This is a genomic window from Pseudomonas sp., from assembly GCF_026224925.1.
Classification (GTDB): Bacteria; Pseudomonadota; Gammaproteobacteria; order Pseudomonadales; family Pseudomonadaceae; genus Aquipseudomonas.
This window is the reverse complement of sequence record NZ_JAMFRV010000327.1, coordinates 1-18,669: the sequence shown is the minus strand read 5'-3', so window position 1 is coordinate 18,669 and position 18,669 is coordinate 1. Positions and strand designations below refer to the sequence as shown.

Below are 18,669 nucleotides of genomic sequence, written 5' to 3'. Positions count from 1 at the left end.
AATCTGATAAGAAAGCCAAGAATCAGCTAGTCATCGCTACTGGGCGCCTCGACGGGCCGTATAGCCGGATGAAAACGACCAAAGGTAGATAAAAAAATGTCAACTGAATCGAAATGCCCGTTTAATCACGCCGCTGGTGGTGGCACAACCAACCGCGACTGGTGGCCGAAACAACTGAACCTGAAGATCCTGCATCAACACTCGTCCTTGTCCGATCCTATGGGCGAGGGCTTTGACTATGCCAAAGAGTTCAAGAGCCTCGACCTGGCGGCCGTCAAGCAGGATTTACGTGCACTGATGACCGACTCCCAAGACTGGTGGCCTGCAGACTTTGGTCATTACGGTCCGCTGTTCATTCGCATGGCTTGGCACAGTGCCGGTACTTACCGCACGGCCGATGGTCGTGGCGGTGCCGGCGCCGGTCAGCAGCGCTTCGCGCCTCTCAACAGTTGGCCGGATAACGTCAGCCTCGACAAAGCGCGTCGGCTGATTTGGCCGATCAAGCAGAAGTACGGCCGTAAAATTTCCTGGGCTGACCTGATCGTTCTTACAGGCAACGTCGCACTGGAGTCCATGGGCTTCAAAACCTTTGGTTTCTCAGGTGGGCGTCCAGACGTCTGGGAGCCGGAGGAGGATGTTTACTGGGGGTCTGAAACCACTTGGTTGGGCGGCGACAACCGCTATGGCAATAATAAGGAAATGCAGGAACCCGGCGAAGGCGTACTCGTTGCCGAGCCAGAGATGCACGGCCTTGAAGAGAGCCGTACTGACAGCCAAGGGCGCAACCTGGAAAATCCACTAGCCGCCGTACAAATGGGCTTGATCTACGTGAACCCGGAAGGCCCTGAGGGCAACCCGGACCCGGTGGCGTCGGCGAAGGATATTCGCGAGACCTTCGGGCGCATGGCGATGAATGATGAAGAAACCGTGGCACTGATTGCCGGCGGTCACGCGTTCGGCAAGACCCACGGTGCAGGGCCCGCGACTAACGTAGGCGCCGAACCCGAAGCCGCTGACATCGAAGATCAGGGCTTTGGCTGGAAGAACAGCTTCGGCACCGGCAAAGGCGGTGACACGATCACCAGCGGCCTGGAAGTGACCTGGACCTCAACGCCAACCCGTTGGAGCAATCAATACCTGGAGAACCTGTTCGGCTTCGAATGGGAGCTGACAAAAAGTCCTGCTGGCGCGCATCAATGGACGCCGAAGAACGGCGGTGGCGCGAACACCGTACCGGATGCCCACGATCCGTCCAAGCGCCGTGCCCCCTCCATGTTGACGTCGGACCTCGCCCTGCGATTCGACCCGGCCTATGAAAAAATTGCACGCCGCTTTCTTGAGAACCCAGCGCAGTTGGACGACGCATTCGCCCGCGCCTGGTTCAAGCTGACCCACCGTGACATGGGGCCCCTGGCGCGCTACCTCGGCCCGGAAATGCCAGCCGAAGAACTCCTGTGGCAGGACCCGATTCCAGCGGTCGATCATGCGTTAGTAAGTGAAGATGACGTCGTTTCACTTAAAGGAAAAATCCTGGCCTCGGGCCTGACTGTCTCGCAACTGGTGTCGACAGCATGGGCGTCGGCTTCCACCTTCCGCGGCTCCGACAAGCGTGGCGGCGCGAACGGTGGGCGTTTGCGCCTGGTTCCACAGAAGTATTGGCAGGCCAATCAGCCTGAGCAATTGGCAAGCGTACTCACTACCCTCGAAGGTATTCAGGGCGAGTTCAACAGCGCACAGTCTGGCGGTAAGAAGATCTCTCTGGCTGACTTGATCGTGCTGGCCGGTTGCGCCGGCGTCGAGCAGGCTGCGAAAAATGCCGGGCACACCACGACGGTCGCTTTCACGCCGGGACGCATGGACGCCTCGCAAGATCAGACAGATGTGGAGTCGTCCGCCTTTCTCGAACCCATCGCCGATGGCTTCCGCAACTACCTCAAGGGCAATTACACCGCCTCGGCGGAGGCATTGCTGGTGGATAAGGCGCAACTGCTGACACTGACTGCGCCGGAAATGACGGTGCTTGTTGGCGGCATGCGTGTCTTGAACACCAACGTCGGGCAGACCCAGCACGGCGTCTTCACCCAGCGGCCCGAAGCGCTGACTAACGACTTCTTCATGAACCTGCTCGACATGGGCGTGGCGTGGAATGCGGTCGGGGGCGGTAAGGATACGTTTGAAGGGCGCGACCGCAAGACGGGCGAAGTGAAGTGGACCGGCACCCGAGTCGATCTGGTCTTCGGCTCACACGCCCAACTGCGGGCATTGGCTGAAGTCTATGGCAGCGCCGACGCGCAGGAAAAATTTGTCAAAGACTTTATTGCGGCCTGGACCAAAGTGATGAACCTCGATCGCTTCGACCTTAAGTGAGGAGGGTGATGGCGTAGGCGTTTCATCTTTCGCCTGTTGTTACGCAAACGTTACGCAAAGCACAGCGCCTCCCTCGTGGAGGCGTTGTGCGTTGTGGTGTTGTTACTTGCGTGCTTCAAATATCAGGTTGAACGGTGTTTCTGCAGCCCGGCGTACATGGGTGAAGCCTGCTTGGTTGAGTACATCGCGCAGGCGTGCTTCGCCGGCCTGCGCGCCCAGACCGAGCCCCACTTCCTGGGACAACGAGTTGGGGGTGCAGATAAACGTCGAGGCGGCATAGAACAACCGTCCCACCGGTGTGGCGTTTCCGTCCAGTTGGTCCGTGGCATAAGGCTCTACTAACAGCACCGTGCCGTCCGGCTTTAATGACTGATAGGCATGCCGCGCGGCGCCTACCGGATCGCCCATGTCGTGCAGGCAGTCGAAATAACAGATCAGGTCGTAGTCGTTGCCCGGATAATTTTTTGCGGTGCCTTGGCTGAAGCGTACCCGATCGCCAACGCCGCCTTGTTCTGCACGCTGATTCGCGGTGTCGATAGACGGAGCGTGATAGTCGAAGCCGACGAACTGCGAGGCGGGAAAGGCTTGGGCCATAATCACGGTCGAGGCGCCGTGCCCGCACCCGATGTCAGCTACCTTGGCGCCGTTCTTCAGCTTATCGACCACGCCCTCCAGCGCTGGCAACCATTCGGCCACCAAATGCATTCGGTAACCGGGTCGGAAGAACCGTTCTGTGCCGCTGAACATGCAAGGATGGTGATCGCCCCATGCCAACGCGCCGTCGCCGCGCATGGCTGCAACCAGCTTGTCCTTGTCATGAAACAGCGCCGCAACTACCACTGCGCCACCCGCCATATAAACCGGGGAATCTTCGATTGCGAGTGTCATCGCCTGTTCTTCAGGCAGGCGAAACTTTCCGTCACTGTGTTCCATGTAACCAGACGCTGCGTGGGCGCTGAGCCATTCGCGAACCAGTCGGGGGTTGCAGTCGGTTTTGCTGGCCAATGCTTCCGGGGTCAGGAATTGACTATCGGCCATGGCCCGATACAGGCCGAGCTCATCGCCGAGAATCATGTTCGCCAGCATCGCTGCGCCGCCCATGTCCGTTACCAACTTGCCCATGAAGTCGTGGAGTTTTTCCTCGTTCATGTTATTGCCTCCTTGATAGAGGCCGCCGCACGATGGCGCCGATGAAGGTGACTGCCCGCTCGGCGGCGGCGAGATCAATAGCACCGTGGTCCTGGGGCGAGACAGTCCTAGGGCACGATGGTCTTGAATGCCTTTGGGAAGGGGAGATCGGTCCCGAAAAGGCAGGTAGCAAGTGTAGTTCAGCTGAGGGCACTCAGTGAGCGGCTAGGACGGTTTAGCCTTCCATCAGTCGGTTAGTACTGGCCGGGGGGGCGCACGCTCCCCCCAGAATGACAGTCTCCTTTTCACGCGCGCTTAGGCAGCTTCCAGTTTGGTCGAATGAAGTGGCACGTGTACCCGTTGGGGAATTGTTCCAGATAGTCCTGATGTTCCGGCTCTGCCTCCCAGAACTCGCGCGCGGGCTCTATTTCGGTGACCACCTTACCCGGCCAAAGGTCGCTAGCATCGACATCGGCCACGGTGTCTTGGGCTATCTGCTTCTGCTCATCGTTAAGGTAGTAGAGTGCTGACCGGTAGCTCAAACCCAAGTCGTTACCCTGACGATTTTTGGTGGACGGGTCGTGGATCTGGAAAAAAAACTCCAAAATTTGTCGGTAGCTGATCTGGCTCGGATCGAACACGATCTCGATCGCTTCTGCGTGGGTACCGTGATTGCGGTAGGTGGCGTTGGGTACATCTCCGCCCGTGTAGCCCACGCGCGTGGATAGCACGCCGGGGTAGCGTCGCAGCAAATCCTGCATGCCCCAGAAGCAGCCGCCGGCGAGGATGGCGGTTTCGGTTTGCGTCGTCATATCAAAGTCCTTCATCAGTGATCTACCCTTGGAGTACACCACCGGCAGATTAGTTGGTCGCTGACGTGCCTTTTAGCATGTCGGGCAGATCACCGTCAGCATGGCGTAGCTTTAAGACCTCATCCGTTACGGAGATATCTTGGGTCATGATATTGCCTTCGCAAGCAAGCTTACTCCCACAGGATTTTGAACGACATGGGCATTAGTGGGGGTTGGAATTTATCTTGGGTGTATGTTCGGTATTCAATCCACACAACAGCTTCAGACATACAAATACCCTGTGGGAGTAAGCTTGCTTGCGAAGGACGCGGCGCGATTCTCTGCAGGAATACTGTTCTTCAAATCCCCCAGCCCTCAACCACCGCCCGTCGAATCCCTTCCAGCAACATCGCAAACGCCGGGTTGTCGTTGTTTTCGTGCCAGATCAAGTGCAGTTCGCTTTGCACGCCTTCTCCCAAATCAATATCGCGAAACACTACGTTTTTGAACACGACACTGCTAGCGCAACGCGGGACCAAGGCTAGCCCCATTCCGGCGTTGACCAACGCGAGGATGGTCAGTGATGAGCCGAGCCATTGCACGTATTCCGGCGCGACCCGGGCCGAGCGGAGCATGCCGGTCAGCAGTTCGTTGAAGGGCGGGTAGGCTGCGTGGGAGTACATGAGGAAGGGCTGCGCATCGAGGTCTTTGACCGATACGTTTTCAGCGCTGGCCAGTGGGTGGTGGCTGGGAACGGCCAACACGAACGGCTCGCGCACCAAGCATTCAGTGGCGTAGCCCGGCTCCAGTAAAGGCGCGCGGACGATGCCCAAATCAATACGCCGAGCGCGAAGGGCTTCGTGTTGCTGGTAGGTGTTCATCTCTGACAGGTCGATTTTGACATGGGGCTGTTTGAGCCGTGCCTCAGCGATGACTTTGGGCAGGAATTCATACACTGCACTGCCGACAAAGCTGATGTTGACCGTGCCGATATCGCCCTCGGCAAAGCGTCGGGCAGTGACCGCCGCTTGCTGGGCGCGCTCCAGCAAATTCTGGGCTTCGACGAAGAATGCTCGGCCCGCCGCAGTCAAGGCAACGCTGCGGGTGGTGCGCGTGAACAGGTCGACCCCCAGATGGTGCTCCAGCAATTGAATCTGCCGACTGAGGGGCGGTTGAGTCATATTCAGCCGTTCGGCGGCGCGCCGAAAGTTGAGTTCTGTCGCCACCGTGGTAAAGCAGCGCAGTTGAGTAAGTTCGAACATTGATCTAATCCAGGTATCAATCGAATGCCAAGTTAGATTAGACGGGATCAATGAGCGCGTCCATGATCGGTTTGTCCCTAAAAAAACAAATCGGGAGTCGCGTTTTGAACCATTTACACAGTCCACCAGATCCCTCCGTCCTCGCTCGCGCAGCGGCCAAGGTCAAGCGCCATGTGTTGCCCCTGTTCGTCATCATGTTCATTGTCAATTACATCGACCGGGTCAATATCGGCTTCGTGCGCAGCCACATGGAAACCGACCTGGGCATTGGCGCTGCCGCCTATGGCTTGGGCGCCGGGCTGTTTTTCATTGGTTACGCGATATTCGAAGTTCCCTCCAATATGCTGCTGCAACGCTACGGTGCTCGCGCATGGCTGACACGCATCATGCTCACTTGGGGCGTGGCAGCAATGGCCATGGCCTTTGTTCGCGGTGAGACCAGCTTCTACGTGTTGCGCTTCATTCTTGGCGCCGCCGAAGCGGGTTTTTTCCCTGGCATCATTTATTATTTCACCCAATGGCTACCCTCGTCAGAACGGGGCAAGGCCATGGCGATTTTCCTCAGCGGTTCAGCCATTGCTTCCGTGATCTCCGGCCCGGTATCTGGCGCGCTGCTCCACGTCAACGGCCTCAATCTGCACGGCTGGCAGTGGATGTTCCTGATTGAAGGTTTCGCCTCCATCATACTGTGTGGTTTTGTCTGGTTCTGGCTGCAATCCCATCCGCGCCAAGCGAAGTGGTTGAGCGAGGAAGAAAAGGACGCACTGGTTGGCGCAATCGAGCACGAACAGCAGGCTCGTGAAGCCTCGCAGACGGTCAAACCGTCCATGTTCAAGCTGCTGGCCGACAAGCAAATCGCGCTGTTCTGCTTTATCTACTTTTCCATCGCCCTGACCATTTACGGCGCCACGTTCTGGCTGCCGAGCATGATCAAAAAGATGGGCAACCTTGGTGACTTCCAGGTCGGGCTCTTCAACTCGATTCCATGGATCATTTCTATCATCGCGATGTATGGCTTCGCTGCCATGGCCGGTAAATGGAAACACCAGCAAGCCTGGGTTGCCGTTACGTTGGTGGTTGCGGCCGTCGGTATGTTCATGTCCACCATTGGCGGGCCGATCTTCGCCTTCGTCGCCATCTGCTTTGCTGCCATTGGCTTCAAGGCGGCCTCGGCGTTGTTCTGGCCGATTCCGCAGGGCTATCTGGACGCCCGTATCGCGGCAGCGGTGATCGCTTTGATCAACTCCATCGGCAACCTTGGCGGATTCGTAGCGCCGACTGCGTTCGGTTTTCTGGAGCAGAAAACCGGTTCCATCGAAGGCGGCATGTACGGCCTGGCGATTACTTCACTGGTCGCGGCGGTGGTGATCTTTTTCGCCCGCACGGCACCTCGTGGCGGCACCCCGAGCGCCTTGATAAGCAAACCCGTGAAGGCCTTGGCAAAAAAATCATCCATCAGTCATACGTCCTTGAATGCTGATCCAACGGGAGCAACCTCTTGAAAATCGTCCGAGTTACCGTCACCCCAATTGCTTTCCGTGATCCACCGCTGCTTAACGCCAGCGGTATCCACGAACCCTTTGCGCTACGCTCGATCATTGAAATTGAAAGCGACAACGGCTACATCGGTTTGGGCGAAAGCTATGGCGATGCTCCGGCGCTGCTGATCCAACAGCAGCTGCAACCGCTGCTGATCGGTCTGGACCCGTTTAACCTCAATCAGCTGCGATCCATCGTGCAGGCCACCGTGGCCGCGAACAAACCCGCCAGCATTCCCGGTGCAGAACTGGCGCCGGGCTCGCATGCCAGTAAAGCGGTAAGCAACGCTTATTCTGCGTTCGAAGTGGCGTTTCTGGACCTACAAGCACACTCGCTGAATGTGCCGTTGGTGGACTTGCTCGGCGGTGCCATCCGTGACGAAGTTCCATTCAGCGCTTACCTATTCTTCAAGTATGCCCAGCATGTTGATTCACCCTATAAGCCGGACAGTTGGGGAGAGGCCCTGAACGAGGAGCAGATCGTTGCCCAGGCACGTCGCATGATCGAGGCTTACGGCTTCAAAAGCATCAAGCTCAAGGCCGGTACGCTGCCACCTGAACACGAAGTGTCGTGCATCAAAGCGCTGAAAAAAGCCTTCCCCGGCTACCCGCTACGCATCGACCCGAACGGTAACTGGTCGCTGGAAACATCGATCCGAATGGCTGAGTTACTGGGCGACGACCTGCAGTATTACGAAGACCCGACGCCCGGTCTGGAGGGTATGTCCGAGCTGCACAAGCGCACCGGCTTGCCGCTGGCGACCAATATGGTGGTCACCGATTTCGACGAGTTTCGTCGCAGTGTTGCGCTGAACAGCGTGCAAATCGTCCTTGCCGATCACCACTATTGGGGTGGCCTGCGCGACACGCAGGTGCTCTCCAAAATGTGTGAAACCTTTGGTCTCGGCGTGTCCATGCATTCCAACTCGCACTTGGGCATTAGCCTGATGGCAATGACTCATCTGGCTGCCTCGGTACCTAATCTGGATTATGCGTGCGACACGCATTACCCATGGCAGGAGCCGGACGAAGAGGTGATCAAAGGCGGCAAGATTCCCATCGTCGATGGCTGCGTGAGGATCACCCGCGCACCCGGTTTGGGCCTTGAGCTGGATCACGATCAATTGGCCAAGCTGCACGACCAATTCCTCAGCTGCGGCATACGCCAGCGCGACGACGTGAAACAGATGCAGCGTTATAAGCCGGAGTGGAAAGCGGTTAAACCGCGGTTCTGATAGGGCATAGGGAGAGCCTGATTGGGTGTGGGTCTAGCCCATCAGGCGCTCCAAAAAATCATCCGTTTTTCGCTAGGTGTTCTCTACGGCCAGTCGGCACAGTTCTGCCAATTGCCCAGTCAGCCCGCTGTGCCCATGCTTTAGAATCGCCAAGTGATAGTTGACCGGTGGTGGAGGGGTTTGGACGGATACTTCCTGCAGCACCTGCTGCTCAATGTCTTTGGCAAAAAGGGCTCTGGGGACGCAGCTCAATCCCACCCCGGCGCGGATCAATGCAACCAATGCAAACAAGCTGTTGCTCCCGTACACCCGATTGAAATCGATACCCGCGCGGACGAACAGTTGCTCGCAGCGCTGGGTGATCCCCGAGTCCGGCCCTTGAACAATCAGCGGCCACGTTGCGAGCTCTTTGAGCGACAGGGTTTTGCTTTCTGCAAACTGATGGGGAGGTGCGAGCCAGGCAAACTCAATAGACTGCAAGTGGATCGAGGTCATCGCTGAGGTCACGTAGTCTTCTGGAATAACCACTAGGTCGAGGTCTCCATCCAGCAGCTTTTGCTGCAGGCGGGCTGACAGGTCCACGTCGGGGTGCAATGACACGTCGGGATGAGCGGCTTTAAGTCCTGCCACAAATGAAGAAAACCAGGTCAGCGTAACCAGTTCGGTCACCCCCATTTTTACATTTCTCGCCACCTGCCTGTTTTTCCCTCGCAGGGTTTGCAGCTCTGCCAAGCCTGCGATCAGCGCTTCACAGGTAATCAGTAATTCTTCGCCTTTGGCGGTGAGTCGGGTTTTTGGTCCGTTGTCTTCAAACAGCGGCTGACACGCATTTTTTTCCAATTCCTGGAGACGTTTGGTCACTGCAGACTGAGTAATGAACAGGTGGGTGGCGGCTCTTTGTAGCGTGCCTAATTTAACGGTCCAGTAGAACGCTTCGATCTGCTTAACGTTGACCATCGAATGCACCTTGGTGGGAACGAGCAGGCGATGATCGTTCGTAGGGTTTCTGCAGGTTGCAGTGCAGTAGCATCAGATCGAGGATGTGTCGATGGAAGGGGCTGCAGGTATCGGCTCGTCCCAGTGCTACGTAGGCTGTTACCGGCAGCGTCGGTTCGACACGGGCCTGCACAAGTTGTCCACTGGCCAAGGACGGTTCGGCGACGACGTAGGGCAGGTAAGTCACGCCAAGACCCGCGACCGCTAACCCCACCAGCGCCACCAGGCTGCTGCAGGGGATGTAATTGACGGGCACTGCATGGTGCTCGGCTAACCACTGGCCCATCAACAGGCCTGAACCGGACTGATTTCCTTGGGCCAATAGCGTCTGCTGGCTAACGTCTTTCAACGACAATGTACGCGTGTGATCCAGTAGGCCTGGCGCGCAGAACCAGCCATTGTTCACAGTGTCCAGGGCAACCTTGATCAAGCCGTTGGAGTGGAAGGCGTCCGGAACAACTATCAGGTCCAGTTGCCCCGCAATCAACATTTCGTACAGCCGCACGCTCAAGTCGATTTCCGGTTCGATGTGTACCTTCGGGTAATGGGTCGCAACGGCTTTCACTAGATGCGGTAGCCACGTCAAAGCGCTGAGTTCGGTGATGCCAAGTCGCAACGTTCGATTGAGTACGTCGTTACTGATCAAACAACTGTTGACGGTTTCTCGCTGGAGCAGAATTTGCCTCGCCTGGTCAACGATATCCCCGGCATTGGGTGTGAGCCGGGCGGTGCGGGCAGAGCGATCAAACAGCTCAAATCCGAGCCAGCTTTCCAACTCCTGGATTTGCCGGGAGATGGCTGATTGAGCGACGCGCAGGCGGGCAGCCGCTGATTCAAAGGTTCCTTGATCCACCACCGTGATCAATGCTTCGAGTTGCTTGAATGTCGCCATCGACTTAATTCATCTTATTTTAGAATATCCAATGTTCGTAAAATATCACTTTCTCTCATTAAAACGTCGGACTAATAATTTGGGGCACGCTCAAGCCACAACAACAAACAGCATCTTCAGGTGCAGGAGTCGTCATGTCTTTACCCGGTCTTCGAATCAATCCCGCCTGTGCCCCTGCAGCAGCCTCACTTGTGAAAGCGTTCGCTAACGTTGTCACGCCGCATATCAGCGACAACATGGGGCGGCACGTTGGTGCACATGGCCTTTTACGGTTGAATAAGACCGGGAAACTGGTGGGCACCGCGCTTACCGTAAAAACCCGCCCCGGCGACAACCTGCTGGTCTACAAAGCCATGACCATGCTGCAGCCAGGTCATGTACTGGTCATCGACGCTCAAGGTGACACCAATAATGCCGTCATCGGCGAGCTGGTAAAGCTCTATGCCGATATGCGTGGCTGTGTCGGTTACGTGGTTGATGGCGCAATTCGTGATGTCGTCGCCTTTGAGAATACTCCGCTGTATGCCCGTGCCGTGGTGCATTGTGGCCCGCGCAAAGATGGCCCCGGTGAGGTGAACGTCCCGGTCAGCATCGGCGGCATGATCATCTCGCCAGGCGACATTGTGGTGGGTGATGAGGACGGCCTGGTCACTTTTTCCCAGGATCAGGCGGAAGAAATTCTTCGGCTTGCCGGGCTGCATGCCGAGCACGAACAACGCGTCATGGCAGAGATTGCCACGGGTGAGTTCAGGCAAAGCTGGATGGAATCTGCGCTCGCTGCGAAGGGCCTGTTGGACTGACCCATAACGCCTATCCAGTTGCAAAAAAGTTACCGAAAATAAATTCAATAACATCGGTGAAAACATGAATGACCAATCAAAGCCAGCCAGCCGCTTCAGGTGGGTGGTCGCTACGCTGTTCTTCCTGGCCTATATGGTGGCCGGGGCCGATCGTGCCAACATCGGCGTGGTGGTGCCTTTTATTAAACAGGAATATGCGCTGTCCAATACCGACATCGGGGCATTGGCCAGCTTGTTCTACCTCACTTATGCGGTGGTGCAGATTCCTGCGGGTTACCTGTTCAGTCGCTACGGCATCCGCAAGTTTCTGACGGGGTCGCTGATCTTGACATCGCTGTCCACACTGGCCATCGGTTTTACCTCCAGCGTGTTGCAGCTGAAAGTTGCCCGCGCGGTTCTCGGCGCGGCTGAAGGCCCAATCAACATCGGTATTGTGTCGATCATCAATAGGTGGTTTCCGGCCCATGAAAAAGGCTTGGCCACCGGAATCTTCATGTCGTCGATCAAGGTTGCGCCCGCGTTCGTGCCACCGCTGTGTGCCGTGATTGTCAGCCTTTATGGTTGGCGCGAGGTGTTCTACCTGTTTGCCATACCGGGCTTCTTTATTGCGGCGTTGTGGTGGTGGCTGGTTAAGGACGATCCTTCCCAGAGCCGTCATTGCACGCAGCAAGAGGTGAGCTATATCCAGGAAACCCCAGGCGCCTCCGGGCCGAAACGGGCAACCGAGTCAAAAGGGCCCTCCTGGATTGATACCTTCATCCGCAGCCGCGATGTGCAACCGCTGGCGGACAACAAGACTATTTTGCGGTCGTGGAACGTGTGGGCATGTGCGCTGGGCTACTTCCTGCTGGTCGGTATTACCTACGCCATCATGACTTGGATTCCCACCTACTTGATCACCGTGAAGCATTACTCCGTGATGAAAATGGGGATGGTGGCGGCCGCGCCTTGGGTGGGTGCGATCATTGGCAATCTGTTGGGCGGATGGCTATCGGACCGTGTTTTCGACAAGCGACGCAAGCCGGCCATGCTGATTACTTCCTTTTCTACCGTCGTCATGATGTATGTGCTGCTCAACTCACCCAGCGAACCGGCGTTGTTGGCTGGAGTGTTTTTGTTGGCCGGTATCCTGCTGAACATCGGTTACTCAACCTTTCTGGTTTATCCCATGGGCCTTGCGACCAAAGACAAGGTGCCTTTTGCGGCGTCGATCGTAAATACCGGCGGATCCCTCGGCGGCGCCTTCGCACCCTTCGTGGTCGGCTTATTGCTGGATACCTACAACTGGGACTATGTGTTTGGCTTTTTGGGCCTTTGCTCACTGCTCACGTTTATCGTAGTACTGACCATGATCGAGCCAAGACCGAGTCATCCCATCGCCAGCGTCGAGGCTGACCAAAAGCCGTCAGCGGTTGCCCATGTTCAGGCCTGACAGTGTTCGTCTTCTGAAACCTTTGTTGAGAGAATTTCCATGAACACACACTCCCATTTGGCGCAGGTCTGCCGACTCGATTTCTGGATCAATCCGGTGTTTGACGAGGTAGTCGCTTCTCACCCGCACCTGGCGTTGAATGTATTAGCTCGCCGTGGCGATGATGACCGCACCCTGGCAGCGCTGCGAGCAGCCCATGCCTACCATGTTACGGCGGCAAAAGATGAGCTGCCGGCGCCGTGGTTCGTCAACTCACAGTTGATTGAACAGTGCCCCAACCTTCTGTGCATCTCCTCGGGCGGTGCCGGTTACGACACGGTGGATGTCGAGGCCTGCAGTCGGGCAGGGATTGCGGTGGTCAATCAGGCGGGCGCCAATGCGCATTCGGTTGCCGAACATACCTTTGCGTTGCTGCTGGCCGTGGTCAAACGTGTCGTTGAGTCAGACAACAAGCTGCGTCATGAGAGCGGATTTACCCGTGAAGCGCTGATGGGGGATGAGATCTATGGCGGTACGATCGGCCTGATCGGGCTGGGCGAAATAGGTACCCGCACGGCACGGGTCGCGCAAGGATTTGGCCTGACCGTGTTGGCGTATGATCCGCTGCTCAGCCCCGAACAGATTCGAGAGCGTGGTGCCCAACCGGCAACGTTGGAAGCGCTGCTTCAACAGAGTGATTTTGTATCACTGCATTGCCCGTTGAATACTTCGACCTACCATATGATTGGCGCTGAGCAGTTTGCTGCGATGAAGCCGGGGGCTGTATTCATTTCTACAGCCCGTGGTGGCATCCATGATGAAGCGGCGCTGTACAACGCATTGAGTGAAGGTCATCTACGCGGCGCCGGGCTCGATGTTTGGGAAGTCGAGCCGCCTCGTCAAGACGCCCCATTGATGACACTCGCCAACGTTGTCGCGACTTTTCACACGGCAGGGGTCACCCACGGTGGTCGGCGTAATGTCGCGCGCTCGTCGGCTAATCAGATAGCGGCGATGATGCGGGGTGAGCGCCCTCCACACTTGATTAACCCAGAGGTTTGGGAGGTATTTCGGGATCGTTGGGGCAGCGTGTTTGGGTGAGGTCAGAGCCATCTGCTCTACTTTTGCCGATACCCGCTGGGCGACACTCCGGTCCAGTGCTTGAACACCTGTGCAAAGTGGCTCGGGCTGCCACTGATCAACAAAGACGGCGCGCCGTTGGGCAGTGATTTGAGTCTGGTCAAACTCGCGGTGCGGATTGCCGGGTAGGGTTTGCTCTGAAAATAACGTTGTACGGACTGACGTCTTCGCGAATGAATTAGCTCCCACAGGGATGTCTGCGTTCAACCTGTGGGAGCTAATTCATTCGGGAAGGCAAACAACGCGGTATTTCAGATAAACCGAGCCGCCTGCTTCCCGAATGAATTCGGTCCCACAGTAGCCTTTAGTGCTCTTCTGGGCCGTCATGCAGCAGATGAAAAATATTCCTCTTCATGCTGATGAATTCCGGGTCCATGACCATGTCGAGATTTCTTGGGCGCTCGATGGGAACGTCCAGTACTTTCTTGATGCGTCCCGGACGGGCGCCCATGACGAAGATCCGATCACCCAGCAGGATCGCCTCGTCGATGTCATGGGTCACGAACAGGACGGTCTTCTTGCTGTGCTCCCAGACCTTCAGCAGCAGTTGTTGCATCTGCAGGCGGGTCTGGCTGTCCAGCGCACCGAAAGGCTCATCCATCAGCAGTATTTTCGGGTCGTTGGCCAGCGCGCGAGCGATGGCGACCCGCTGCATCATGCCGCCTGATAACTGCTTGGAATAGTTGTCGGCAAAACGCGTCAGGCCGACCTCGTTGAGGTAGTACTCGACGACCTCCTTGCGCTCCTTGGATGGCATGCCACGACGTTTGAGTCCGAACTCGATGTTCTGCCGTACGGTCAGCCATGGAAATAGCGTGTAGCCCTGGAACACCATGCCACGGTCGGCTCCGGGTCCGTCGACCTGTTTGCCGCCGACGAAGATTTCCCCCGACGTCGGTTCGGCAAGGCCTGCGGTGAGGTAGAGCAAACTGGATTTGCCGCAGCCCGAAGGACCGACCAATACCGCGAACTGCTCGTCAGGCACCTCGAACGACACCTGCTCCAGTGCCGTAAACGTACTGCCAGCCGGGGTTTGGTAGCGCAAGCTGACGTTGTCCACTTTCAGTTGCGGGGGAGCATTTGGCGCCACGCTGACGGGGGTGGCGAGCCTTTGGGAAGTTGCGTTTACTGAGCCCATGCGGCCACCTTCAAACGAAGAAATCTAAAGAGTTGATCGGTGATCAGACCCAGCAGGCCAATGACGGCGATGGCCAGGAAAATAACGTCGACCTGAAAGCCACGCATGGCCTTGAGGCTGAGGTAGCCCAGGCCGCTTGATGCGGCCACCAGTTCGGCGACGACCAGGTATGTCCAGGCCCAACCCATGGTGACCCGCAATGTGTCCAGCACGCCGGGCAACGAAGCCGGGGCGATGACGTGGATCACCGCATCCCGACGGCTGGAACCCAAGGTGTACGACGCGTTGATCAGGTCTTTGGAGATACCCTTCGACACGTCGGCGATCATCACCACTTGCTGGAAAAACACCCCGAAAATGATGACCGATACCCGTTGTTCCAGTCCGATGCCAATCCACAAAATGAACAGCGGCACGAACGAGGTGACGGGCAGGTAGCGGATGAAGTTGACCAGCGGCTCGAGAAACGCTTGAACCACTCGAAAGCTGCCCATCAACAAGCCCAACGGGACCGCGACCACCGAAGAGATCACGAACCCGACCATCACCACTTCCAGACTGGCCCAGACATGCACGCCCAAGGTGCCGTCACGGCTGAGACGAATGGCGGCGTCCAGTACTTGCCCGGGAGTAGGCAGGAACATCGCAGCCACCAGACCGCCATAGGACAAGCCCGCCCACAGCCCGATGAGCAGAATCCAGGCCAGGGCACTGGCGCTCCAGATCACCTGCATCGGCAAGCTGGTTTTCGGGGTGATGCAACGGTTCAGCCATGAGTTACGCTTGGACATAGCCGGCTCCTATTTCGGGCTGATGAAACGGTTGTCGATCAGATCTGCATAGCTGACGTTATACGGTTTGCCTTGCAGTTCTGTGGCCGTTTGATTCGCCAACTTGATGACGTTGGTGGCGTCGCCGGTGCTGCCGTTGGAGCCCAGCAGTTTTTCGCTCATCGCCTGGTCATAGAAGCGTACGCCCTTGGCCGCAGCAGCCAGTTCGGCCGGGTCAGCCAGATAACCACCGACACCTTTGGCCATGATCGCGTAGGCTTCGTTTGGGTGGTCCTTGGTGTACTGGACGGCCTTGTACAGACCCGCTACCAAGGCTTTGACGTCATCCGGTTGTTTCTCGATGACATCGCAGTTGAGTGCCACAACATCGACGATTACGCCGGGTGTGCTGCTGCTGTCGACCAGCACTTTGCCTTGTTTCTTGTTACGTACGGCTGACAGATGCGGTTCCCAGGTAACTGCCGCAGGAACACGGCCGGCGATGAACGCAGTGGCTGCATCGTCGGCGGTCATGTTCTGAATGGTCAGGTCGCTCATCTTCATGCCTGCGTTCTTCAGCAGGTAGGCGAGCCAGAACTGCGATACCGAACCCTCGTTGACGGCCACCGACTTGCCTTTGAGGTCTTGCAGGCTGTTGACGTCTTTGCCCACCAGCACGCCGTCGCCGCCATAGCTTTCATCAAGGGCCGCGACGGCCTTGAAGCAGAACTGCGGACGGTACTTGAGGATTTCATCCAGGGTGGAGGCCGAGCCCGACAACTTGCTCGACGCTTGTGCTGCCATGTACATGGATGCTTCTTCGATGGTTGGCAATTCAACCGTCAAACCGTTGTCCTTGAAATAGCCAAGGTCCTTGGCCAGGTACAACGTGCCGTAACCGACCCACGTGGTATGGCCGATGGAGAGCGTGCCTGCCTGGGCAGCGCTGGCCATGCCGGCAGCGATTGCGGTCAGGGCCAAGGGACGCATGCAGCGCGATACGAAAGACTTGATCATTTAACACTCCCGGAATGATGGTTTTTATTTCGACTATTTCGGGGCAGTGGGGCGTAGCGCCAAAAACTAATACGTGCGGTCTCTGACGGACCTTTTGCCTCTGTGTGGCAGGCTTGATCTTGGCTGATGTCGGGGGGTAGGAAAATTAGTAAATTTGTCGTCGCTAGCGAGGAAAAAAATGGGCTGTGATTGGGGTGCAAGCACGTTGGGTTGGCGCTGAGGTTGGCGTGTATATCCGGCGTTTTTGGTTGCTGGTCTTATGGTTTCGCTCTTACAGCGAGGAACCTTTTTCAGACGCCAAAAAATGAAGGCCCTGCGGTTCTGCTGGTTTAGGGGTTAGGGTCAAGGGCGTGTTGTGTGTTGGCGTTGGGTTTTGGGCTGTGTATTCATTATTTTTGGTTGCTGGAAGTATGGTTTCGCTCTTACAGCGAGGAACCTTTTTCAAACGCCAAAAAGGTCCCGCCAAAACGCTTGCCCCACCATGGGTCTCGCTTCGCTCAACTTCCCTCGCTTCGCTCGGCCTCTATGGTTTTACGGGGCATGTAATGGAGGCCTTCGGCCTGCTTTTTTTGCGAGCCAAGATCTACATCAAGATCAAGATCAAGATCAAGATCTGGATCAAGTGCGCCTGTGTATCACCTGAATCCCTGTGGGACCTATATCGGGAAGCAGGCGGCGCGGTTTATCAGGCAGACCGCGTGAAGCCTTTCGCCAACAAGTTGGTTCCTACAGATGGTGTGGTTTCAGCGTGAATAGTGCTATTGCCATGCAGTATCAAATCAGCCGCTTTTTCACCGATCATGATGCAGGGGGCATTGGTGTTGCCGCTGATCAGGGTGGGCATGATTGACGCGTCAACCACTCGCAAACCCCGCACGCCGTGCACCTTCAGGTCCAGGTCGACCACGCTCATGGCGTCGGTGCCCATTTTGCAGGTGCCCACCGGATGGAACACCGTGGCGGCGTATTCACGCAGGTACGTCATCCATTGCTCATCGGTCTGCACGGCTTTGCCTGGCAGCATCTCTTCGCCACGAATGGCGTCGAACTGCTTGTCCGCGAGTATTCGGCGGGTCAGTTTCAAACCCTCGATCAACACCGCAGCGTCGGCTGGGTCGGACATGAAGTTGAAGTCGATAACCAACTGGCCGCCGCGCTCAAGTCGCAGTTCGCCGATGCTTTTCGGTCGCAGGACGCAGGTGTGTACCGCGTAGCCGTGACCCCATTCAAATAGACGTCCGCGGTGGCTGCGATAGCCGGGTACAAAGTGCATCTGCACATCGGGTAGGGTGCTTGCCAGCGGCGTTCGAGCAAAGCCACCTGCTTCGACATAATTGGTCGTCAACCAACCCTTTTTGTTGAATATATAACGCAACGGCGACATCAAAATGCTCGGCAGTGAACCGAGGGAAAACCCCAGTGTGAGCGGGCTTTTGGAGCGCACTGTGATCAAACCATCGAGGTGATCCTGCAAGTTTTTACCCACGCCGGGAAGGTCGTGCTGAACCTTGACCCCTGCCTTCTCCAGTTCGCTTGCCGGGCCTATCCCGGAGGCCAGTAGCAGTTGCGGGCTGCCGAACGAACCCGCGCAAAGAATCACCTCGCGGCGCGCCGTCAGCGATTGTTGCTTGCCTTGCACCTGAACGATCACGCCCTTGGCAACACGCTGTTCGAGTATCAACGACTTCACCGAACAGTCGGTGATTACGGTGAGGTTGGGGCGATCAAGCACAGGCGCCACAAACGCGCGGTAGCTGGACAGGCGTTTGGCATCTTTTTGCGTAAGGTTGTAAATGCCACAACCTTCCAGGTAATCACCGTTGAAATCGTCGTTGCGCTTGAGCCCTACACGTTCTGCCGCTTTGATGAACAGGCTCGAGACCGGGTTGGGGTCGCGGGCAACATCGACGTACAACTCGCCCCCGGTGCCGTGCAGACGCGGGTCTTGGCCGATGCGGTTGTTTTCGGATTTTTTGAAGTATGGCAACACGCTGTTCCAGTCCCAGCCAACGCAACCGGCTTGGGCCCAGCGATCGTAGTCACTGGCGTGTCCGCGAATGTAGATCATGCTGTTCATCGAGCTGGAACCGCCAAGCGCCTTGCCCCGAGGGGTATGCAGCGTGCGGCCGTTAAGGTTTTTTTGCGGTGCGGACAAGAAATTCCAGCTGTACTTTTTGCTCTTGT

15 protein-coding genes are annotated in these 18,669 nt (G+C 56.9%); 6 read left to right on the top strand and 9 right to left on the bottom strand.

All coding sequences use genetic code 11. From position 1 onward, the window contains the following. Positions 1 to 96 precede the first annotated feature (96 nt). A complete protein-coding gene (katG, locus tag M0974_RS14150) occupies positions 97 to 2,367 on the top strand; it encodes a catalase/peroxidase HPI (RefSeq protein WP_297837661.1) in 2,271 nt (756 codons plus the stop codon). 102 nt (positions 2,368 to 2,469) lie between these two features. Here the strand turns inward: katG and M0974_RS14145 are convergent, their stop codons facing one another. The 3 genes from M0974_RS14145 to M0974_RS14135 all read right to left on the bottom strand — a co-directional run bounded on the left by M0974_RS14145 (position 2,470) and on the right by M0974_RS14135 (position 5,548). Further along, positions 2,470 to 3,516 (bottom strand): class I SAM-dependent methyltransferase, encoded by a 1,047-nt coding sequence (locus tag M0974_RS14145; protein WP_297837659.1) that lies wholly within the window; start codon positions 3,514 to 3,516, stop codon positions 2,470 to 2,472. A gap of 284 nt (positions 3,517 to 3,800) precedes the next feature. Continuing rightward, complete coding sequence (gene msrA / locus M0974_RS14140; RefSeq protein WP_297837657.1) at positions 3,801 to 4,307, bottom strand: peptide-methionine (S)-S-oxide reductase MsrA; 507 nt, start codon at positions 4,305 to 4,307, stop codon at positions 3,801 to 3,803. 338 nt (positions 4,308 to 4,645) lie between these two features. After that, positions 4,646 to 5,548 (bottom strand): LysR substrate-binding domain-containing protein, encoded by a 903-nt coding sequence (locus M0974_RS14135; RefSeq protein WP_297837654.1) that lies wholly within the window; start codon positions 5,546 to 5,548, stop codon positions 4,646 to 4,648. 104 nt (positions 5,549 to 5,652) lie between these two features. On the opposite strand from M0974_RS14135, the gene M0974_RS14130 reads away from it, so the two are divergent. Then, positions 5,653 to 7,050 carry an MFS transporter gene (locus M0974_RS14130; protein WP_297837652.1) on the top strand — a complete coding sequence of 466 codons (1,398 nt, stop codon included), beginning with the start codon at positions 5,653 to 5,655 and terminating at the stop codon, positions 7,048 to 7,050. Next, the gene (locus tag M0974_RS14125) at positions 7,047 to 8,321 is read left to right on the top strand and encodes a glucarate dehydratase family protein (RefSeq protein WP_297837649.1); all 1,275 of its coding nucleotides are present in this window, start codon (positions 7,047 to 7,049) and stop codon (positions 8,319 to 8,321) included. Before M0974_RS14130 ends, M0974_RS14125 begins: the two co-directional genes overlap by 4 nt. Positions 8,322 to 8,393: 72 nt before the next feature. Here the strand turns inward: M0974_RS14125 and M0974_RS14120 are convergent, their stop codons facing one another. Together M0974_RS14120 and M0974_RS14115 are read right to left on the bottom strand one after the other, a co-directional pair. After that, positions 8,394 to 9,278 (bottom strand): LysR family transcriptional regulator, encoded by an 885-nt coding sequence (locus M0974_RS14120; protein ID WP_297837647.1) that lies wholly within the window; start codon positions 9,276 to 9,278, stop codon positions 8,394 to 8,396. Further along, the gene (locus tag M0974_RS14115) at positions 9,265 to 10,209 is read right to left on the bottom strand and encodes a LysR family transcriptional regulator (protein ID WP_297837644.1); all 945 of its coding nucleotides are present in this window, start codon (positions 10,207 to 10,209) and stop codon (positions 9,265 to 9,267) included. Before M0974_RS14115 ends, M0974_RS14120 begins: the two co-directional genes overlap by 14 nt. A 134-nt stretch (positions 10,210 to 10,343) precedes the next feature. Between M0974_RS14115 and M0974_RS14110 the strand changes: the two genes are divergently transcribed. The 3 genes from M0974_RS14110 (at position 10,344) to M0974_RS14100 (ending at position 13,521) form a co-directional block, all read left to right on the top strand. Next, entirely contained in the window at positions 10,344 to 11,009 is a 666-nt protein-coding gene (locus tag M0974_RS14110) for an RraA family protein (protein WP_297837642.1), read from the top strand. Positions 11,010 to 11,073: 64 nt separating this feature from the next. Further along, positions 11,074 to 12,441 carry an MFS transporter gene (locus tag M0974_RS14105; protein WP_297837640.1) on the top strand — a complete coding sequence of 456 codons (1,368 nt, stop codon included), beginning with the start codon at positions 11,074 to 11,076 and terminating at the stop codon, positions 12,439 to 12,441. A gap of 39 nt (positions 12,442 to 12,480) precedes the next feature. Next, positions 12,481 to 13,521 (top strand): hydroxyacid dehydrogenase, encoded by a 1,041-nt coding sequence (locus tag M0974_RS14100; protein WP_297837638.1) that lies wholly within the window; start codon positions 12,481 to 12,483, stop codon positions 13,519 to 13,521. Positions 13,522 to 13,864: 343 nt separating this feature from the next. Here the strand turns inward: M0974_RS14100 and M0974_RS14095 are convergent, their stop codons facing one another. The 4 genes from M0974_RS14095 to M0974_RS14080 form a co-directional block, all read right to left on the bottom strand. Continuing rightward, complete coding sequence (locus tag M0974_RS14095; RefSeq protein ID WP_297837636.1) at positions 13,865 to 14,698, bottom strand: ABC transporter ATP-binding protein; 834 nt, start codon at positions 14,696 to 14,698, stop codon at positions 13,865 to 13,867. Further along, on the bottom strand, positions 14,686 to 15,489 hold the full coding sequence (locus M0974_RS14090; RefSeq protein WP_297837634.1) for an ABC transporter permease: 804 nt from the start codon (positions 15,487 to 15,489) through the stop codon (positions 14,686 to 14,688). Before M0974_RS14090 ends, M0974_RS14095 begins: the two co-directional genes overlap by 13 nt. Before the next feature lie 9 nt (positions 15,490 to 15,498). After that, entirely contained in the window at positions 15,499 to 16,485 is a 987-nt protein-coding gene (locus tag M0974_RS14085; RefSeq protein WP_297837632.1) for an ABC transporter substrate-binding protein, read from the bottom strand. Between the two features lie 685 nt (positions 16,486 to 17,170). Continuing rightward, a partial coding sequence (locus M0974_RS14080; protein WP_297837630.1) for a GMC family oxidoreductase occupies positions 17,171 to 18,669 on the bottom strand: 1,499 nt, incomplete at its 5' end.

Excerpts from the sequence above, each read along its gene's own strand:
- katG (WP_297837661.1), top strand. The coding sequence starts at position 97 with ATGTCAACTGAATCGAAATGCCCGTTTAATCACGCCGCTGGTGGTGGC.
- M0974_RS14145 (WP_297837659.1), bottom strand. The coding sequence starts at position 3,516 with ATGAACGAGGAAAAACTCCACGACTTCATGGGCAAGTTGGTAACGGAC.
- msrA (WP_297837657.1), bottom strand. The coding sequence starts at position 4,307 with ATGACGACGCAAACCGAAACCGCCATCCTCGCCGGCGGCTGCTTCTGG.
- M0974_RS14135 (WP_297837654.1), bottom strand. The coding sequence starts at position 5,548 with ATGTTCGAACTTACTCAACTGCGCTGCTTTACCACGGTGGCGACAGAA.
- M0974_RS14120 (WP_297837647.1), bottom strand. The coding sequence starts at position 9,278 with ATGGTCAACGTTAAGCAGATCGAAGCGTTCTACTGGACCGTTAAATTA.
- M0974_RS14115 (WP_297837644.1), bottom strand. The coding sequence starts at position 10,209 with ATGGCGACATTCAAGCAACTCGAAGCATTGATCACGGTGGTGGATCAA.
- M0974_RS14110 (WP_297837642.1), top strand. The coding sequence starts at position 10,344 with ATGTCTTTACCCGGTCTTCGAATCAATCCCGCCTGTGCCCCTGCAGCA.
- M0974_RS14105 (WP_297837640.1), top strand. The coding sequence starts at position 11,074 with ATGAATGACCAATCAAAGCCAGCCAGCCGCTTCAGGTGGGTGGTCGCT.
- M0974_RS14100 (WP_297837638.1), top strand. The coding sequence starts at position 12,481 with ATGAACACACACTCCCATTTGGCGCAGGTCTGCCGACTCGATTTCTGG.
- M0974_RS14095 (WP_297837636.1), bottom strand. The coding sequence starts at position 14,698 with ATGGGCTCAGTAAACGCAACTTCCCAAAGGCTCGCCACCCCCGTCAGC.
- M0974_RS14090 (WP_297837634.1), bottom strand. The coding sequence starts at position 15,489 with ATGTCCAAGCGTAACTCATGGCTGAACCGTTGCATCACCCCGAAAACC.
- M0974_RS14085 (WP_297837632.1), bottom strand. The coding sequence starts at position 16,485 with ATGATCAAGTCTTTCGTATCGCGCTGCATGCGTCCCTTGGCCCTGACC.